The organism is Chryseobacterium sp. Leaf394 (genome assembly GCF_001424105.1).
In the GTDB taxonomy this organism is placed as follows: Bacteria; Bacteroidota; Bacteroidia; order Flavobacteriales; family Weeksellaceae; genus Chryseobacterium.
The window spans coordinates 213,671-233,169 of record NZ_LMQH01000010.1 but is presented as its reverse complement, the minus strand read 5'-3'; the positions used below and the strand labels follow the sequence as shown (position 1 = coordinate 233,169).

Annotated in this window: 16 protein-coding genes and 1 riboswitch; of the genes, 4 read left to right on the top strand and 12 right to left on the bottom strand. The window is 36.2% G+C overall.

Annotated elements, in window-relative coordinates; all coding sequences use genetic code 11:
- Positions 1 to 89: 89 nt before the first annotated feature.
- Together ASG21_RS03865 and ASG21_RS03860 are read right to left on the bottom strand one after the other, a co-directional pair.
- The gene (locus tag ASG21_RS03865) at positions 90 to 1,631 is read right to left on the bottom strand and encodes a homoserine dehydrogenase (protein ID WP_056076145.1); all 1,542 of its coding nucleotides are present in this window, start codon (positions 1,629 to 1,631) and stop codon (positions 90 to 92) included.
- A complete protein-coding gene (locus tag ASG21_RS03860; RefSeq protein ID WP_056076142.1) occupies positions 1,632 to 2,570 on the bottom strand; it encodes an alpha/beta fold hydrolase in 939 nt (312 codons plus the stop codon). It lies immediately after the preceding gene.
- Positions 2,571 to 2,636: 66 nt separating this feature from the next.
- Positions 2,637 to 2,749: riboswitch (SAM riboswitch) on the bottom strand.
- A 185-nt stretch (positions 2,750 to 2,934) separates the two neighbouring features.
- Between ASG21_RS03860 and ASG21_RS03855 the strand changes: the two genes are divergently transcribed.
- Entirely contained in the window at positions 2,935 to 5,547 is a 2,613-nt protein-coding gene (locus ASG21_RS03855; protein ID WP_056076139.1) for a glucosidase, read from the top strand.
- A 238-nt stretch (positions 5,548 to 5,785) separates the two neighbouring features.
- Complete coding sequence (locus ASG21_RS03850; RefSeq protein WP_185113703.1) at positions 5,786 to 7,465, top strand: T9SS type A sorting domain-containing protein; 1,680 nt, start codon at positions 5,786 to 5,788, stop codon at positions 7,463 to 7,465.
- 71 nt (positions 7,466 to 7,536) lie between these two features.
- On the opposite strand, the gene ASG21_RS03845 is transcribed toward ASG21_RS03850, so the two are convergent.
- The 7 genes from ASG21_RS03845 to ASG21_RS03810 form a co-directional block, all read right to left on the bottom strand.
- Positions 7,537 to 7,962 (bottom strand): OsmC family protein, encoded by a 426-nt coding sequence (locus ASG21_RS03845; protein ID WP_056076133.1) that lies wholly within the window; start codon positions 7,960 to 7,962, stop codon positions 7,537 to 7,539.
- Positions 7,963 to 8,837: 875 nt separating this feature from the next.
- Positions 8,838 to 10,160: a DUF58 domain-containing protein gene (locus ASG21_RS03835; RefSeq protein WP_056076126.1), complete on the bottom strand. Its 1,323-nt coding sequence runs from the start codon at positions 10,158 to 10,160 to the stop codon at positions 8,838 to 8,840.
- A 6-nt stretch (positions 10,161 to 10,166) separates the two neighbouring features.
- The gene (locus tag ASG21_RS03830) at positions 10,167 to 11,195 is read right to left on the bottom strand and encodes a MoxR family ATPase (RefSeq protein WP_056076123.1); all 1,029 of its coding nucleotides are present in this window, start codon (positions 11,193 to 11,195) and stop codon (positions 10,167 to 10,169) included.
- Between the two features lie 64 nt (positions 11,196 to 11,259).
- Positions 11,260 to 12,417, bottom strand: coding sequence for a hypothetical protein (locus tag ASG21_RS03825; RefSeq protein ID WP_056076121.1), 1,158 nt, complete (start codon positions 12,415 to 12,417; stop codon positions 11,260 to 11,262).
- A gap of 15 nt (positions 12,418 to 12,432) precedes the next feature.
- Positions 12,433 to 13,227 carry a hypothetical protein gene (locus ASG21_RS03820; protein WP_056076118.1) on the bottom strand — a complete coding sequence of 265 codons (795 nt, stop codon included), beginning with the start codon at positions 13,225 to 13,227 and terminating at the stop codon, positions 12,433 to 12,435.
- Positions 13,220 to 14,182, bottom strand: coding sequence for a hypothetical protein (locus tag ASG21_RS03815; protein WP_056076115.1), 963 nt, complete (start codon positions 14,180 to 14,182; stop codon positions 13,220 to 13,222). The genes ASG21_RS03820 and ASG21_RS03815 overlap by 8 nt, the downstream gene beginning before the upstream one ends.
- Complete coding sequence (locus ASG21_RS03810) at positions 14,166 to 15,149, bottom strand: stage II sporulation protein M (RefSeq protein WP_056076112.1); 984 nt, start codon at positions 15,147 to 15,149, stop codon at positions 14,166 to 14,168. The genes ASG21_RS03815 and ASG21_RS03810 overlap by 17 nt, the downstream gene beginning before the upstream one ends.
- A 26-nt stretch (positions 15,150 to 15,175) precedes the next feature.
- Here ASG21_RS03810 and ASG21_RS03805 point away from each other — a divergent pair, with 26 nt between their 5' ends.
- Positions 15,176 to 15,925 (top strand): RDD family protein, encoded by a 750-nt coding sequence (locus ASG21_RS03805; RefSeq protein ID WP_056076109.1) that lies wholly within the window; start codon positions 15,176 to 15,178, stop codon positions 15,923 to 15,925.
- A 111-nt stretch (positions 15,926 to 16,036) separates the two neighbouring features.
- The gene (locus tag ASG21_RS03800) at positions 16,037 to 16,327 is read left to right on the top strand and encodes a GNAT family N-acetyltransferase (protein ID WP_056076106.1); all 291 of its coding nucleotides are present in this window, start codon (positions 16,037 to 16,039) and stop codon (positions 16,325 to 16,327) included.
- On the opposite strand, the gene ASG21_RS03795 is transcribed toward ASG21_RS03800, so the two are convergent.
- The 3 genes from ASG21_RS03795 to ASG21_RS03785 form a co-directional block, all read right to left on the bottom strand.
- Positions 16,313 to 17,287: a glycosyltransferase family protein gene (locus ASG21_RS03795; protein WP_056076103.1), complete on the bottom strand. Its 975-nt coding sequence runs from the start codon at positions 17,285 to 17,287 to the stop codon at positions 16,313 to 16,315. The two genes, ASG21_RS03800 and ASG21_RS03795, sit on opposite strands and share 15 nt — an antisense overlap.
- 91 nt (positions 17,288 to 17,378) lie before the next feature.
- Positions 17,379 to 18,203 (bottom strand): UDP-2,3-diacylglucosamine diphosphatase, encoded by an 825-nt coding sequence (locus ASG21_RS03790; RefSeq protein ID WP_056076100.1) that lies wholly within the window; start codon positions 18,201 to 18,203, stop codon positions 17,379 to 17,381.
- A 275-nt stretch (positions 18,204 to 18,478) separates the two neighbouring features.
- Positions 18,479 to 19,219 (bottom strand): YebC/PmpR family DNA-binding transcriptional regulator, encoded by a 741-nt coding sequence (locus tag ASG21_RS03785; RefSeq protein WP_056076096.1) that lies wholly within the window; start codon positions 19,217 to 19,219, stop codon positions 18,479 to 18,481.
- Positions 19,220 to 19,499: the final 280 nt, after the last annotated feature.

Sequence of the window (19,499 nt, the reverse complement as noted above, 5' to 3'; positions counted from 1 at the left end):
GATTTTGACTAATAGGATTGCATCCTATGCTTTATTAAATCGTCCCTTCGGGACTACTTACATTTATACTTTTTACTTTATACAATAAATTATTTTGTTTCACTCAATCTTAAAATATCACCAAATACGCCGCGGGCAGTCACTTTTGCTCCGGCTCCGGCTCCCATGATGACGATTGGGTTTTCACCATAACTTTCGGTATAGATTTCAAAAATTGAGTCTGAACCTTTTAACTGTCCTAAAGCAGAAGTTGCAGGAACAGAAATTAATTTCACATCCAGCTCACCTTTTTCTTTCTGTAAATCTCCATGCAGATCACCAACATATCTTAAAACATGATTGGGCTCCTGATTTTTCTTGATTTTGTCGTATTCTTCATCCAGTTCTTCTAGTCTTGAAAGGAATTCCTGTTTTGAAACTGAAAGCAGTGCTTCAGGAACTAAGTTTTGAATATTGATATCACTGAATTCATTAATTAAATCTAATTCTCTCGCCAAAATCAACAGTTTTCTGGCAACGTCGTTTCCTGATAAATCTTCCCTCGGATCCGGTTCTGTGAAGCCTTTTTCTAAAGCTTCATTTACGATGGTAGAAAATTTATCATCCCGCAAAGAAAAATTATTGAAAACATAACTCAATGTTCCAGAGAAAACCCCTTTAATTCTGGTAATATTTTCACCTGAAAGGTGTAAAAGTTTGATTGTATCAATTAATGGTAGACCTGCACCTACATTGGTTTCATAAAGATAACGCTTGTTATTTTTGTTCAACGTATATCTTAGTTTACGGTATTCTTCAATCGGAAGTGTATTGAAAATTTTGTTGGATGAGACCAAATCAAATCCATTTTCAGCCAAAGCCTGATAGTTTTTAACGAAGTCTACACTTGCTGTATTATCGACAACAATCAGATTTTCAAGCTGATTTTCTTTTGAGAAATTAATTAATTCATCAACATTTGAAGATTTTTCAGCTGCGAAAACCTCATCGCTCCACGTTTTATCAAATCCTTTTTTATTGAAAGCAATCTTTCTGGAATTGGCTACTGCTACAACTTTCAGGTGGATATTTTTTCTTCTTTTAATTTCTTCGGAAGAATGTAAGACCTGCTCGATTAAAGTTTTCCCAACATTTCCGTGACCGATTATGGCCAGGTGAACCGTTTTTGGTTTCTTGAAAATTTCCGATTCAATGATGTTTTTAGTTTTCTCATCCTGAGAAGAAGTCACCACAATATTGATACGCTTCTCGCTTGAGTTTTGATTCAAAAGTAACGGGAAAACATTGTTTCTCGCCAGTTCTGAAAGTATTTTATTTAAATCATCTGCCACAAAACCAATGACAGACACATTGTTGATGCTGTAAATCTGAGAAACTTTTCCTGATTTTCTTTCAGGAGCAAACTCCTCGATTAGGCAGGTTACTGCTTTTTCAGAGTCGTCTTCGTGTACAAGAATAGACAATCCGTTCTCAACGGCCTGCTGAGAAATCACTCCTACACTGATTCGCGCCAGGGTAAGCGCCTTAAAAACCCTTCCGTCAATCCCGATTTCGCCTAAGAAGTCTGCTCCTTCAAATTTGATGATTGATCTGTTTTTAAAAAATTTTATTTCGTTTGCATTCGCTTTCATCTACAAAATATTTTTTATGATATAATTTAACTGTTCGTATTCCATTAAAAAGGCGTCGTGCCCATGAATTGATTTGATCTCATGATAGAAAACATCGTCTTTTTGAGCTTTCAGCTTTGTAAAACACATTCGGATTTCAGAAGCCGGAAAAAAAAGATCGGTATCTACAGAGATCATGTGCATTCGTGCTTTGATTTTACCTAAATCTTTATCGTTTGCATTGATGTTCATCAGTAAATGGTTCATCAGCTGATAAGATTTTAAACTAAATCTTTCGGCAAGAGATTTTCCGTGATAATTCAGCCAGTCTTCTGATTCTAACTTTTGTTTGTCCTGATTATATGTATTTTGAAATCTGTCGTTTAACGATTGAGGTGTTCTGTAGCACAGCATCGCATGAATTCTTGCTTTCTGCAGTGGCTCATCATTTCCGTTTAACAAAAATTTCTGAACCAGACATTGGGCGTGTAACCAATCATGGGTTTTAGAATCACAGGCAATAGGAATAAAAAGCTCTGCCAGATCTGGATTTTTAGCCAGCATTTCCCAGCCAATTCCACCTCCCAGCGAGCCTCCGATAATAGCGTAAACGTTTTTAATATGTAAAATTTCAAGTCCTTTTAGAAAAATACTGGCTATATCTGAAGGCGTGAAATCTGACCAATCGTCAATTAAAAAATCATCATATCCGTTTCCGGGAATATTGAAACAGAGCACTGTATATTTATTGGTATCAATTACCTGATTTTCACCAATCAACTGTTTCCACCAACCTTTTTCTCCGGCTACGTTTGAATTTCCGGTTAATGCATGATTGATTAAAATGATAGGTGCAGAAAACAGGTCTTGCCCAAAAAGCTGATAGCTTAATGAGATATTGTATTCCTTGTGGGAATTGGTTTGATACGGAAAATTAATATGTTGCAGTTCTGTTTTCAATTCTATTATACTTTTTGATAATACAATTTGAAAATGCCATGAGAAATGGCTGAAAAGAACTTCAGTAAGTTATCTGTCCAAAAAATAAAAACTTTTGGTAGAACGTAGCACCTTCTTCGCTTGTGCAAAGGGTTGCTAAGGTTTCACAGGGTCTGTCCCTCAACCTTTCTTGATAACATTTTCAATATGTGAATGATCGAATGGTGCAAAGATATATCATTATTTTTAAATACTAAAATAATTTAATTTAACATTCGAAAATACCTTTAATAAAGCATTTATAAACTCTGTTAACAATAATTCAGATACTAAAAATTGGTTTTCTATCACAAAAAAATTAAATTCGTAAAGAAAAAGGAGCTTTATGAGTGTAGAAAAAGAAAGATTAGACAGTCACGACTGGCAAAACTGGGGGCCATACGTAAGCAACAGACAATGGGGAAATGTGCGTGAAGACTACAGCCCGAACGGTAACGCATGGACTTTCACCAACCACGATATTGCTGAAAGCTATACCTACCGGTGGGGCGAAGAAGGCATTGCGGGAATCTCCGATCACAAACAGCTGCTGTGTTTTGCCCTGTCTTTCTGGAACGGGAAAGACAAAATGGTAAAAGAGCGGTTTTTTGGGCTCAGCAATCCACAGGGGAATCATGGCGAAGATGTGAAAGAGCTTTTTTATTATCTCGACAATACGCCGACTCACAGCTACATGAAAATGCTGTACAAATATCCCATCAATGAATTTCCTTACGATGATATTCTGAATGAAAACGCAAGCCGCAGCAAAAAAGAACGTGAATATGAAATTATAGACACAGGAATTTTTGACAATGATGAATATTTTGACATTTTTATTGAATACTGTAAGGCCGGGAAAAATGATATCTTAGTAAGAGTAACCGTACATAACAGAAGTGCATTGGATGCACCTCTTACTGTATTGCCTACGCTTTGGTTCAGAAACAACTGGAAGTGGGGTTATAATGAATACAAAGGGCAGCTCAACTCTTACTCAAACAATCACATCAACATCTACCACGACAGTATTGGTATTAAGAAACTTTATACTAAATCTTCGGGCGAGACTCTTTTCTGCGAAAACGAAACCAACAGACCAAAAGTCTATGGTTGCCCGGAGAAAGAAAACACCTACTACAAAGACGGGATTAACAATTACATCACCAAAAAAGAAGCAACTGTTAATCCTGAAAAACGCGGTTCCAAGGCTGCAATCTCAATTAATAAGATTATCAAAGCCGGTGCATCTGAAGTTTTTGAGTTTAATCTTTCTTCGGAAGAGACAGACAGTCCTTTTGAAAATTTTGATCAGATTTTTGCAGAGAGAATAAGTGAAGCTGATGATTTTTATAAAAACATTCAGGAAGAAATTCTGAATGAAGATGAAAGAAACGTGCAGAGACAGGCTTTTGCAGGTCTTCTCTGGAACAAACAGTTCTATCACTACAACGTTGGAAAATGGCTGAAAGGAGATCCAAATTTTGAAGCTCCAAGAAATTTTAACGACTATGTAAGAAATGTGGAATGGGATCATCTTCACAACAAAGATATTATCTCCATGCCAGACAAATGGGAATATCCCTGGTATGCGACGTGGGATCTGGCATTCCACTGCGTTCCTTATGCTATTATTGACGCTAATTTTGCAAAAAATCAATTACTCTTACTGACCAAAGAATGGTACATGCATCCCAACGGACAGATGCCTGCCTATGAATGGAACCTGAGTGATGTAAATCCACCGGTTCACGCGTGGTCCTGCTTCAGAGTATTTAAAATTGATGAAAAACACAACGGGAAACCCGATCTCCTGTTTTTGGAAAAAGTATTCCAGAAGCTGCTTCTGAATTTCACGTGGTGGGTGAACCGTAAGGATAAAAACGGTAAAAATATTTTTGGCGGAGGATTTTTAGGCCTTGATAACATCGGTGCTTTCGACCGGAATATGGAACTCAGAGACGGCGAACATCTTGAGCAGGCAGATGGTACAAGCTGGATGGCAATGTATGCACTCAATATGATGAGAATGGCTATGGAACTGGCTCAGTATTATCAGGTTTATGAAGATATGGCGATTAAGTTCTTCGAACATTACCTCTACATTGCCGAGGCTATGGAAAATCTTGGTGAGGGCACAAAAGGTCTGTGGAACGAGGAAGACGGCTTTTTCTACGATGTTTTACAGTTACAGAACGGCGATTCAGTATCGCTGAGACTGAGAAGTATTGTGGGATTAATTCCTTTATTTGCCGTTGAAATTATTGATCATCATCTCCTTGAAAAAATGCCGAATTTCCAGGGAAGAATGGAATGGATTCTTAAAAACAAACCTGAACTCGCAAAACTGGTTTCTCACTGGGATGAAGAGGGCCATGGCCGTAAACACTTAATGAGCATTGTAAGAAGAACCAGACTGACCAAAGTGCTGAGCAGAATGCTTGACCAGAAAGAGTTTCTGAGCGATTACGGTATCCGCGCAATGTCGAAAGTTTATGAGGAAAATCCATTTATTTTTTCTGTACACGGCACCGAAAATGTAGTGTATTATACTCCTGCAGAAAGCGACAGCCGAATGTTTGGAGGAAACAGCAACTGGCGGGGACCGATTTGGTTTCCTATCAACTTTTTAATTGTGGAAAGTCTTCAGCGTTTTCATTTTTACTATGGCAACAGCCTGAAAGTGGAGTTCCCGACAGGAAGCGGAGAAAAGAAAAATCTTGACGAAGTGGCACAGGATATCAGCCACAGACTTTGCTCAATATTCCTTAAAGATGAAAATGGAAGAAGAGCGTTCAACGGAGATTACGACAAATTTAATTTTGATGAAAATTTCAAGGATTACATTACATTTTTTGAATATTTTCATGGCGACAACGGCCGTGGCGTGGGAGCTTCCCATCAGACAGGATGGACGGCTACCGTGGCAAAGCTTTTGAAACCGAGATTGAATTTTTAATTTAATCCCTCAAATTTTTTAAAAAAGTATTATGCATATCCTCTTTCATATTTTGAAGGAGGATTTTTTATGTTTAAACTTTAAACAAAAGTAATTTCATTTTCAATATTTATGTAGAGATAAAATGAGAGTTCAGCTTATTCTTTAAATAAAATACAATGAAATATGATTTACATTATTACTATAATAAATATAAACATTTTCCTATATTAGCATGATAAATCATACAATAAAAATTATGAAACTAAAACTACTATCTGTCACGGCTGTTGTTTTCGCCGGAATGTTTACCAACCTGTTTAACGCACAACAATATCAGACCATGCCCATTCAGGCTGGCTTCAATGCGGATGTTATTGCCAATGGTGTTGGTTCTTCAACTGCAAGCACCAACAATGATGTAGACGGCGTTAGTTACGCATTTCTTTCACGGGATTTTCAACTTACATCTGCAAGTACACCACTTACTTATGGACTTCCCGTTAACGGAACTATTACCTCTGCGGTAACTTCACCATCTGGACTAACCTTTCAATTGGCTTCCTACAGTGCAAACAATTCCTTAAGATTACAAAACGCGGGAGACAACGGAACATTTACCTTCACCACACCTAAAGCTGCAACGAATCTTTACATGCTTGCCACAGGTGGAAGTGGTGCCTGTACTGTGGATGTAACCGTAAATTTTGCTGATAATACTACACAGACATTTACATCAATAAGTATCTCTGACTGGTATGGGGGAAGCAATTTTGCGATTCAGGGAATTGGAAGAATTAAAAAAACTACTGATGCATTGGAGTCCAGCAGCAGCGACCCTAGACTCTATCAAATCCCTTTAGCTATTGATGCAGGAAATCAATCTAAAACTATTCAAAGCATTACGGTAACGAAAACAGGAACTGGCGGTATTCCTAATATTTTCGCTTTTTCAGCAGAAGTTTACAATTCCTGCGCTATGCCTACTAATTTAACAGCAACAGCTACAATTAATGCTGCATCGGTAAGCTGGACTGCACCTGCAAGCGCACCTTCTGCAGGATACCAGTATTATATGAGCACTGCTGCAACAGCTCCAACTGCCACTACAACTCCAACAGGAAGCGTTGCCGCAGGAACCACATCTACCACGCTTAATAATCTTACTATCGGACAGACCTATTATTTCTGGGTAAGATCTAACTGCGGAGGATCATCACAAAGTTACTGGGTTATGACTCAGTTTACACCAGGACAGATTTCAGCTACTTATACCGCAGGAGACATTAACACACAATATAACACGTCAGTAAGTACAGCAAGTACAACAAGTTGCCCAGGGAGCTTATCGCTTGCTATTCCTGCCGGCTTCAAAGTAAAATCTACTGATATTACATACACTATGACTACTGCAAGCAATGGCTGGATGAGTGAACAACGCAGTATATTGGTGTGCTCTACAAATGGAAATACCGAAGGCGCTGTATCCCCAGGAAGTGGTGGCAGTACTGGAACATTTTCTTATAACAGAACAGGCCTTGCGTTAGCAAATGATCTTACAGGAACGGTTAATTTTGAGCTACGTGCATGGAGAACGTATGGAGGATCAGGATGTTCTGCAGATTATAATAAGGTAGACAATAATACATGGAAAGTGACAGTTACCCTGGAAGCACTTCCACAACTGGCAACGGCCGAAACTCAAAATAAGACAAAAGAAATTTCTGCATATCCTAACCCTTTTCAGGATGTTTTGAATATTAAAAATCATGAAAACATCAGAAAAATAACAATCACTGATTTCTCAGGAATTGCTGTAAAAAGTATTGATAAACCATCTTCTTCAATTCAGTTATCTGATTTAAAAGCTGGCGTTTATATCCTTACTTCAATTTTGAATGATGGCTCTTCAAAGAGCATGAAAATTATTAAAAAATAGATTTTCTTACAAATGATAAAATCCGTTCTGCAAAACAGAACGGATTTTTTATGCTTAACTTTTTTTAAATTTTATAAAACTACCTTTTCTCCATTTACAAAAACTTCGTAGCTGATTTCCACATTCGGTTCGAGTGTTTTTGAGACAGAACAATATTTTTCAAAAGATAATTCCGAAGCTTTTAAGGCTTTTTTAGGATCGATATTTCCTTCCAGAAAGAATTTTACTACCATTGATTTAAAAGGTTTTGCATCGTCTACAGGAATTCTTTCACCTTCAACTTCAGCTTTGAAATCTGTAATTTCCTGTCTTTGTTTTTTTAAAATTGAAACTACATCAATTCCGCTGCAGCCGGCAACAGCCATCATCACGCTTTCCATGGGAGAAACGCCTTTTGCTCCAGGTTGTGAAGTGTTATCTAAAAGAATTGAATTTCCCTGCGCGTTGGTACATTCAAATAAAAAATCGTCGTTGATTCGGTTGAGGGTTATTTTCATGAGTAATGAGTAATGAGTAATGAGTGTAAAATTACAAAATCAATTTTGAAATTTTATACGTTCAAAAAAATCTCTTTAAGTTATCATATATCATCATCAAAATAATTCATACAAAGTATAGATAAATGATTAAAGTAGGAATCATATTATTGAAAATATGAACAGATAAACAGTATAAAAAGCCATATTTTATTCTTATGAAACCTGCAGTAAGTCCAAAAATCAGTTGTGGCAATATTACAAACAATAAACTAAAAATTTATCTAAACTTATTTCAAAATTTGATACATGTAAAAAAGCAAAAATTAGTGATGAAATATAAAATATAATTCTGAAATTATTTTCAAAAAAATAAGCCAGCATTCTTTCATATTTCTTAGAAGTAAAATAGAAGATGATTCCAATAAGAATTGAAATCATTATAGAGAATATAATTCTTATTAAATAATAATTTTCGCCGATAAATATGTCCCGATTTTTAAGGAAATTATTAATAATTAAAAAAAATAATCCAGCAGCAGTAAAAGACAAGTTACGCCTCGAGTAAATTAGGGATAGTCTAAAAACTATTTCTTCTATCAATGGTAAAAAGAAGCACGATAAAAAAATATAGCCAAAATTCAGATTAATATTATCATCTTTTCTTTGAGGTGTATCAATAAAATAATAAACAGCAATTGAAATAGAAGTACTTAAGATTAAATAAAATAAGTAAATAAATAATATCTCAAAAATTTTCTTGTGTACAGACTTTTGCGACTTTACTAAATAAGGCCTGTAAATAAACTTTAAATAATCAGTAAAAAAAGAAAACTTAATCTGATGCAGCATTGGTGAAATTATTGACAAAAGCTTTTTTTACTTTTATTTTAATTTTACAGAATTCCTCTCGCTTTAATCTCAAGATATTTATTAATCACTTCAATATTCAGATTTTCTGGAAGCGTGTAGACGGAGAAAATTCCGTATTTCCTGAGTTCCTGAATGATAAGTTTCTTTTCAAATTCGAATTTCTCGGCAATGATCTGGTCGTAGACTTCCTGAGTGTTTTCAGGCTTTTTGTTGATGAGCTGATGAAGTTCAGAATTTTTAAAGAAAACAACCACGAGAAGATGGTTTTTTGCAATTCCGCGGAGGTATTTCATCTGGCGGTTGAGACCGTCCAAAGTTTCAAAATTGGTAAAAAGCAAAACAAGACTTCTTTGGTTTAATGAAAATTTCACATCCTGATACAGCCTGTTGAAATCACTTTCAAAAAAATCGGTTTTTACATTGTACAAAGCTTCGGAAATCTTTCTGAGCTGACCAGATTTGTTATCTGCAGCAACTTTGTTTTCTGCTTTTTTAGAGAAAGTCATCATCCCCGCACGGTCACTTTTCTTTAAAATAATATGAGACAATGCCATTGATGCATTGATAGAATAATCGAGCAAACTCAATCCTTTGAAAGGCATTTTCATTGTCCTTCCTTTGTCAATGATCATGAAAATACGCTGCGATTTTTCATCCTGAAACTGATTTACCATCAGCCTGTTTGTTTTGGAAGTCGCTTTCCAGTTTACGGTACGGATGTCATCGCCCGGGACATATTCTTTGATCTGCTCAAATTCCATCGTGTGACCCAGCTTTCTGATTTTTTTTATTCCGCCCAACAGAACTTCATTCTGTAAAGCCATCAGCTCATACTTTCTCAGATGAATAAACGAAGGGTACGCCGCAAGCATCGCATCTTTCTGAAATCTAAATCTCCTGGCCACAAATCCCAACGGCGAAGATGCATAGACGTTGAGTGCTCCAAAACTGTACTCACCTCTTTCCTTTGGCTCCAAAATATATTGAAAATAAGCATTTTTTCCGCTTTCAATCTGTTTTCTGATTAAAAAGTCTCTCTTCTGAAACTGAAATGGTATTTCATCGATAACATTGACATTAACTTTAAAAATGTAACTATTTCGAAGGTCGATCTTCACGGGATTTTCATCGCCGTTGGAAAGTTTTTCAGGTAAAATTCTCTGTGCCGAAATATTTTCTTTTTTGCTGAATAAAAAAAGGTATTCTACCATAGCCGCAAGAAAAACGAGCAGCAGTAAAACATGCGCCACCATCATCATCCACGGAAAGAAGAATGCAAAAATATACACAATGCCTACCACAATGAGTGCAAGAAAAAAACGGGTATGGATGTAGAGATTTTTCATTAAAACTTATCTCGGAATTTCAATTCCTTCCAATATCTGTCTGATAATTTCGTCCGCAGTAAGGCCTTCCATTTCCCTTTCCGGAGAAACTATGACACGGTGTCTTAAAACAGCAAAACTCGCTTCTTTGATGTCTTCCGGAGTAACAAAATCTCTTCCACGCAAAGCGGCAAATGCCTTTGAAGCCGTAAGCAGTGCCAGACTCGCTCTCGGGGACGCTCCCAGATATAAAAACTGATTTTCTCTGGTATTTGAAATAATTTTAGCAATGTATTCTATCAGCTGAGATTCTACAACAATCTGTTTTACCAGATTCTGATAAGTTTTCAGCTGACTTGCTGTAAGAACTTTGTTAATTCCTTCGGTTTTGTCTTCAACACGGCTTTCGTGCTGGTTTTTGATGATGGTAATTTCCTGCTCAAGATTGGGATAACCTACATTGATTTTAAACAGAAAACGGTCCAGCTGAGCTTCCGGCAGACGGTAAGTTCCTTCATGCTCAATCGGGTTTTGGGTGGCGATGACGATGAAAGGTTCATCCATTTGATAACGGGTTCCGTCCATTGTGATCTGTCTTTCCTCCATCACCTCAAACAATGCAGACTGCGTTTTTGCGGGCGATCTGTTGATTTCATCAATCAAAACAAAACTTGAAAAAATGGGTCCTTTTTTAAATTCAAACTCAGTATTTTTAACATTGAAAACTGATGTTCCTAAAATATCTGAAGGCATCAGATCTGGTGTGAACTGAATTCTGCTGAAATCTACATCTATGGTTTTTGCCAGTAATTTTGCCGTTATGGTTTTTGCCACCCCCGGAACTCCCTCAATCAGGACATGACCGTTGGAGAGCAGTGCCGCGAGCAAATGTTCGATCATATCTTCCTGACCTACAATCACCTTTCCTATTTCAGATTTTACTTTTTGCAGGCTGTTTTTCAGATCGATCATATCGATTCTCAATTCAAAGCTGCTGTCTTCTTTCTGCAGGTTGATGCCTGTGCTTTCTGTATTTTGATTTTCAATGTTTTCCATTGTTTGTTTTTTTATTGTTTAAATTAAATCGAAGGATTTCAAATCCTGTAATTTAATTTTGTAATTATTTCAATATTTCATCCAGCAATTCATTCATTCTCACCAGATCTTCCTTCATTACTGACGCATACGGATCCTGAGCTTTCCTGATTAAAATGATTGCTTCATTTATTTTATCTTCACTTCTTCCTGTTTTCAGCTGAAGTTTTTTGGCAAATTCATCATCGGGATTCTGAGTATCTATCAGAAGATCCATCCGAACTTTATGAAGAAAATACTGTGCTTTTTTGGCCATCATCTCATGGAAATCGCCTTCCTGCATGTAGAGATTTCCGATGCTTTTCACAAAATCAACCGAAGAATTTTTTAACGGATCTATCACAGGAACGATTCTCTGTTTTCTTTTAGCGTTAAAGAAAATGAATAAAAGCATTCCGCCAAGCAAAAGCCACCACGCATATTTCAGAGCCGGATTGCTGAAAATAAACCTCATAAAAAACTGCGACTTTTCACTTTTTTTATCCGAAAACCAGAGCGTTTCTCTGTCCGGAAGATAAGAAAATACATCCTGTGCGTAATGTACATTTTCTCTTTTCATTAGATAATAATTGGTAAGAAAAAGAGGTTCTGAATGTACATAAAAATGACCTTTGCCAAACTTAGCTTTGATAAAACCAGCCTGATCATCCGATCCTTCAGATATAATTTTACCTAAAATTTCTATTTCAGGTTTAATAAATGTAAAACCACGGCCTCCCGGAAATTTGTCTATTTTAACAAAACTGTTTGAGAATTTTTTGTCTGTGAGTTTCAATACATTGCTTTCGGAATAAGAAAAGTTTGAAGTATAAAAACCAATGCTGTCTGAAATATCCTTTGGAATATGCTGATTGATAATCATAGCATCAGAACCTTTAGTCACTTCATCCATGATTTTCTTCCATGATTCATAATCAAGTTCAGACTCCAGAACGAAAATGTTATGAGGCTTTTCGTCTGAATTTTCATAATAATCATAAGGATTTTCCGAAATTTTCCTGAGTTTTTCTTTAAATAAAAATTTCGCCTCATTATCAAAAATATAAAGACCAAAAGGTGATTTCCTGGAGGTTTCAAAATTTTTGCGCCAGTCTGTAACTTCCTTTTTATTGATTTCAAGCAACGCTATGATCGCCAGAATGATGGCGAAAATTACAGCATATATTTTGAATGTCTTATTCATCTTTTAAATTCTGATTTACGGTTTGAATGACTGAAACTGCTCTTTAAATTTAAGGTAAGAATTGTGATCTACACCAAACTCGCCGTACCAGATGTAATCGAAAATCAAAGCCAGATCAGAGAATCGGTTCTTCTGATTTTCATCTTTTATTTCGTAGCTGTAATCTTTATTTGTTTTCTCGGGATTCCAGGAAATTATTTTTTTATCACTGAGTTTTTTCAGAATTAAAAGGAAATGATACCGCACCGCCAGACGGTATTCTGCAGAATTTTCAAACTTTGCGATGGTATCTGCAAAATTAATTTCATGAATATTTTCGTGCAGATCTTCCTCTTTAATGTCGACAGCTGAATTTTTCTTTCCAAAAAAGCCTATGTTTTTACCAATCAGAAATCTGATTAAAAAATAGATGATAAATCCTGCTAAAATAATAGCGAATATCCGGAGAAGAATTTTACCAAAACTGAAAGATGAATTCAGATTACTTCCGAAAATACTGTTAAAGAAACGGTCCACTTTCCGCATCAGTCTGTCCCAGAAAGATTCGCGGGGTTTTACAGTTTCATAATTGAAGTCTTCATCTGTGTATCTTGACGGAATATTTTCTTTAAATTTTCTGCTGTAAACAGTATTTTCTGTCTGTGGTCTTTCTTTAAGCAAAGAGTCTGAAGCCAGCATTCCATCAAAGGGACTTTCATCATCAATCATTTGCTCTACAGAATCAGTTTCCATGTAGACAGAATCGTAATCCTGCGCTTCTGCAAGATTTATAAGAATAAAAACGCTTAAAAATATTATGAGCTTATGCATTCAGACCAATGGTATCAATTTCTTCCATTTCCAGTTTCTGATGCAGATCTCTGCGGCTGTCGAAGTACAGCAAACCTGAATTTATGTAGAGAACATTCATTAATAAAGAAGACAAAATGATTGAAATCCCATAAATAACCATGATGACCGCACCAAAGCCTCCTGCAAAAGGATTCTGTTCAAAATTATTATCAGAAGTTGAAACAGCAAGTCTCATCATCAGAATAACCATCGGAATCGCTGTGAAAACGGATGTGATCACATAATACAAAACAAAAAGGATGATGGTAGATCCCCAATATTTCCAATATGGCGTTTTTTCTCTTCCGTTTGAATAGGAAAACTGAGATCTGATCGCATAACTCAGGCTTTCAAAGAAACCACGGTCGGTATAAACAAAATCGTAAACCAAAAATGTGATTGCGTTGAAAAGTGTAGGAACCACAAAAATCAATACAGGAATTCCAATAAAAACTAAAACCATGGCATACGAAAGAGCAATAAGCACGAATGCCGCTGGAATGACAAGAAGTATCAAGCCAAAATATAATTGAATAAGCTTTTTTGAATGTGTTTTCAGATCAGAAATGATATTTTCTACACTCACCTCTTTCTGCCCGCCAGCAATGCGTCTTACATAAAATACCGGATAGAGAAGATTCAGCATCATCAGAAAAGAATAGATGATCATAATAACAATTCCGGTAATGATTACCAACCCAAGATTATCTTCAAAATATCTTTCAAAATAATAGCTCTGACCTGAGAGATTTCCGTTGAAAAACTGTCCTAAAAATTCTTTAAAACCGAAATACATCACAAGTACCAAAAGAATGAGTACCATTCCGTTGATGAGAATAAAATTTCTAAAATAATTCTTCCCGTTTGATTTGAAGAATGCAAAACTGTCGGTGATAAAAGTTCCGAAGTCGCGTTTTTTATAGAATGTGATCATTCGCTAAGAGGTTTTGCTGTTTTGCAACATAGTTGGGATAAATAAGATAGTAGCCACCAATCAAAATAAGTGAACCTACAATGATAAGAAGATTTAAGGCCAAAGGCATATTCAAAGCGTGTCTGGTTACATAACCTTCGATAATTCCGGCACAGATGGTGAACGGCACCGTACTCAAAAATATTTTAAATGAATCTTTGAAACCTTTTTTAAGCGAGTTAAACCTCGAAAGTGTTTTGGGAAAAAGGATGGATGCTCCTAAAATCAATCCGCACATCGCCTCAATAATCATGGAGAAAATCTCAAAAGTACCATGAAGCCAGATTCCTTTTGCGCTGTCTGCCAAGGCTCCGTAATCATAGAAAAAATACTGAAAAGAGCCCAGCATTACGCAGTTGGAAAGATAAACAAACAGAGTTCCTACACCTGCAAAAAGACCAAAAAGATAAAGTTTTGCACCCACCTGAATATTATTAAACACAATTCCTATGGTGCTTCCCCAGGTTGAGCCGCTCTGGTAAACGCCCACTGCATTTTTGTTCTTAATATTTTCAACAGTCATATTTACATAATCTTCACCCAGAATTACATTGACAAATTCTTTATCATAAACCGCGGAAATCAGTCCAATACAGGTAAATAGGAGAAAAAAAGCAAAGGCATAACCAAGATATCTTCGGTACTGGTGCACAAGCAGAGGAACTTCAGTAGAAAAAAAGTAGAAAAGTCTGTTCTGCTCTACCCTTTTGGTCTTGTAAATCTTTTGATAGATCTGCGAAGAAAGGTGATTGAGATAAACCACCGTATTGCTTTTAGGGTAATAAGTCTGGGCAAAAGACAGGTCGTTGATGAGATTGATGTACAGAGATGAGAGCTCATCAGGATTTTTTTTCAATTTACCCTGAATAACCTCCTCTATTCCCAACCATTTTTCTTTATTTTGTTTGATGAAATAAACTTCTCTCATAATTGTAAAGCTAAAATAATAAAAATATGTCTCAAATTGCGATAAATACATCACAAAATGTTAATATTAATTTTAACATATCCAATATTGGTGAAAGATTTCTGGCATTTCTTATCGATGGCGCAATCCGGTTAGCATATCTTTTTCTGATATACTACTTTTTGTTTGATTTTTTTAACCTCAGCAGATACCTGATGGGGCTTGATTCATGGTCTCAGAGAGCGATTCAGCTTGTTGTAGCGTTTCCGGCATCTGTTTATCCTGTGGTTATGGAAAGTCTGATGGAAGGGCAGACCCCGGGAAAACGGGTGATGAAAATCAGAGTCGTGAAAATCGACGGTTACCAGGCAAGTTTCGGAGATTACCTTATCCGGTGGGTATTTAGAATTATCGATGTTACCTTTTTGGGAATTGTAGGTCTCATTTCTGCTATTGCAACCAAAAACAATCAGCGTTTGGGTGATATCGCAGCCGGAACTGCTGTGATTTCCTTAAAAAATAACATTAATATTTCCCACACCATTCTCGAGAAGCTTCAGGATGACTATATTCCGACATTCCCACAGGTGATTGCTTTAAGTGATAACGATATGAGAATTATTAAGGACAATTTCCTTAAAGCTTTAAAAATTGATGACAGACAGGTGATCACCAAACTTTCAGACAAAATAAAAAGCATTCTGAAACTCGAAATCGATCCTAAGCAAATGACGGAAAGACAGTTTATTGGCGTGGTGATCAAGGATTATAATTTTTACACCGGAAGAGAGAGTTAGTCAGTTTTTTGTCTTGAATTAAATCTATAATCAATTTTAAGTCAATCACAATTGATTTTCTCAGAACTTTCTCGGTTCAGTTTTTGTTGGTTCTCAGTTAAATTTAAAAGTATGACATTCACAAATAACAAAAGCGAAAACGGCGGCGTCATTACCTTAAACAATGAGATCAGCGAGGTGGGAAGACTCACTTACACCATTTTTCCTGAAGATAAAAAGCTGATTATTTCATTTGTTTTGGTTCACAGTCAGTTTGAAGGTCGCGGAATGGGGAAATTCCTGGTAGAAGAAGCTGTAAAATTTGCGAGGGAAAACAACTGGAGAGTTTATCCTCACTGTTCCTATGCGAGAGCGGTGATGAGAAGAATGAATGATGTGGAAGATATTTTACTTGAACGTTAAAACTTCGTTCACCAGAATATCTTCAATATTATCCGGGTAATTTACGTTTAAATGCTGCATTGAATTGACCCAGTTTTCAATTTCATCTTTCTTTAGATTTTTAGAATTGGGAATTCCGAACAAATCTAAAGCGGCTGCATTGCATTCCTGTTCGTATTGATTATGGATAGGAATTACGAAAAGTTTTTTATCTAAAAATAAAGCTTCTGCAGGAGTTTCAAAACCGGCGTTGCATAAGATGCCTTCGCAATTTTCGAATGCTTTTAAGTATTCCGTTTGGTCGATTGGGAAAACCTCAACATTTTTTTCTTTAAAATAAAGTTTGGAATATTTTGAAAATACTTTCCATTTTACCGGAATCTGACTTAGAATTTTAATAATATTTTCATCTGAAAAACTCGGTAGATAAACCAGGAAGAATCCTTTCTTTGAAGCATCAAGTTCACGGATTTTTTTTCTGATCACCGGAGTCTTGATTTGATTATGATAAGATTCAAAATGAAAACCTATTCTGTGTTCGCTCGGAACATAATATTTCAAAATCTTCTCTCCAAAAAAATCTTTTCTTTTAGGTTTTGGAGTTTCCGTAAAACTCATTGACGCCTGATGACTCAGTTCCAGAAAACGGATACCCTTTGTTTTGCATGCCCATCCGGTCAGCGGTTCGTAATCGTTAATAATCAAATCATATTTCGACAGGTCGAGAGATTTGACCGTATTAAAAGCCTTGAGATAATTATTTTCAAACAGAATTTTTGAGTAAGAAATTCCACCGGATTTATTGTATAAAAGTGAAATACCTTTATGCTGAAAATCAAGCTGAAAATCTGCTTTCAACTGAGACTGATGTCCGCTGATGAATGTTTCCACATGACCATATTTTTTAAGCAGTGGAACAATTTCCTGTGCTCTTGCCATGTGACCGTTTCCTGTTCCCTGAAAAGCGTACAAAATTTTCATATGTTGATTTTTAATGTCATTTGATGGTCATATGGTATCGCCACAGCTTCTTTTGTCTTTGTTTACAAATTATAATAGTGGCGGTTTCATATCACTTAAATTGAGTTACAATCTGCATCAACTGATCACTGTTCATCTCCTGAATTTCGTCTGTTTCGTCGTCTTTCAGATTATGTTTATGATCGTCATAATTAAATATGGACCATTTTCCTTCATTGTATTCCAGTGCTGAGAGATTTTCAATCCAGTCTCCGGAATTCAGGTAAAGGCACGCACCTTTTTTGTTCACCACCTCACGCATCTGAGGCTGATGAATGTGACCGCAAAGAACGTAGTCATAACCATTGTCGATAGCCAATTCCGAAGCAGTCAATTCAAAATCACCAATGTATTTCACGGCTTTTTTTACGTTGTTCTTAATTTTTTTTGAAAATGAATATTTCTCACGACCCATTTTCTCCAGAAACCAATTGACCATATTATTGATGACAATCAGCAGATCATAACCTTTACCACCAAGCTTGGCAATCCATTTTGAATGCTGTACGGAAGCGTCAAAAACGTCGCCGTGAAAGATCCATGTTTTTTTTCCGTCAAGATTTAAATGAAGTTTATTGCAAACCTTCAGTTTTCCGAGTTCAAAATCTGTAAACTTGCGGAACATCTCGTCGTGATTTCCGGTGATGTAGAATACATCGGTATTTTTTGTGGCCAAAGAAAGAAATTTCTTGATGACCTTTAGGTGTGGCTTGGGAAAATAAGACTTTTTAAACTGCCAGATATCGATGATATCTCCGTTTAAAACTAATGTTTTAGGTTGAACAGAATTCAGATATCTGAGCAACTCTTTGGCTTTACAACCATAAGTTCCCAAATGCACATCTGAAATGACAACCAGTTCAACGTTTCTTTTCATGAGCAGAGATTTTTTATCTCAGATCAAATGTGATCGCCATAACCGTAAGTATTTTGATTAACCACTGATGGCGATGTCACAATTGATTCTTATGCAAAGAAACCAATTGAAAATGAACTGTGTATGAATGCAATATTATTTTTCCTGCTGTCTGAAATTTGAGCCATAAAATAGCCACGAATTCACGAATAATTCAAGTTTACCTTTTAAAAAGGATGTTAAAAAAATTCGTGAATTCGTGGCAAAATATTTTAGCCGTCCAAAAATTGTCTGACTTATAAAGACTCCAACAATTCGTCGGTAATTTCCATATTGTGATAAACGTTTTGCACGTCATCATCTTCTTCAAAACGGTCAAGCATTTTCATATTTGCTTTAAACTGTTCCGCAGTTACTTCTTTTATATTGTTTGGGATTCTCTGAAGTTCTGCACTTTTAGCCTCGATTTTCAGTTCGTCAAGTTTATGAGATAAAGAACCAAAATCTTCGAAAGCAGTTGTAATCATCACTTCTTCATCATCTTTTTCTACATCTTCTGCTCCACCGTCAATCATTTCCATTTCAAAATCATCCCAATCCATTTTGATTTGATCTAAATTTATGGTGAAAATCCCTTTTCTGTCGAAAATAAATGCCAATTCTCCGTTCTTGCCAAGGTTTCCGTCAAACTTATTAAAGACTGCTCTTACATTGGCAACAGTTCTGGTCGTATTATTCGTCGTACATTCCACGAAAAATGCAACACCACCCTGCCCGTAACCTTCGTAATTGATTTCTTCATAGTTTTCGGCATCTGCACCACTGGCTTTTTTGATGGCTCTTTCTACATTATCCTTCGGCATGTTGGCACCTTTGGCATTCTGAATGCATCTTCTCAGCGCCGGATTGGCTTCAGGGTCGCTGCCTCCTGCTTTTACTGCTAAGGCAATGTCTTTACCAATTTTAGAAAAAGTTTTGGCCATTTTATCCCAACGAGCCATTTTCGAGGCTTTTCTATATTCAAATGCTCTTCCCATTTTATGTATTATATTTTGACAAAAATAATTAAAATCAACCACAAAAAAAATACCCCCAGATGTCTGGAGGTATTTATTATTTAGAAAAATTAATTATTTTCTTTTTTTAGCCGGAGCTTTTTTCTTAGCCGGAGCTTTTTTAGCAGGAGCAACTACATCTTCGTAGTCTTTCTTCTTGATAGAGTTCCACTCATTCATATCTGAAACCGCTCTTACTTTTACAACTCTGTCTTTTTGTCTCTCAGCATCAGAAGCTTTCTCAGAAACTGTTGCTTTAGAT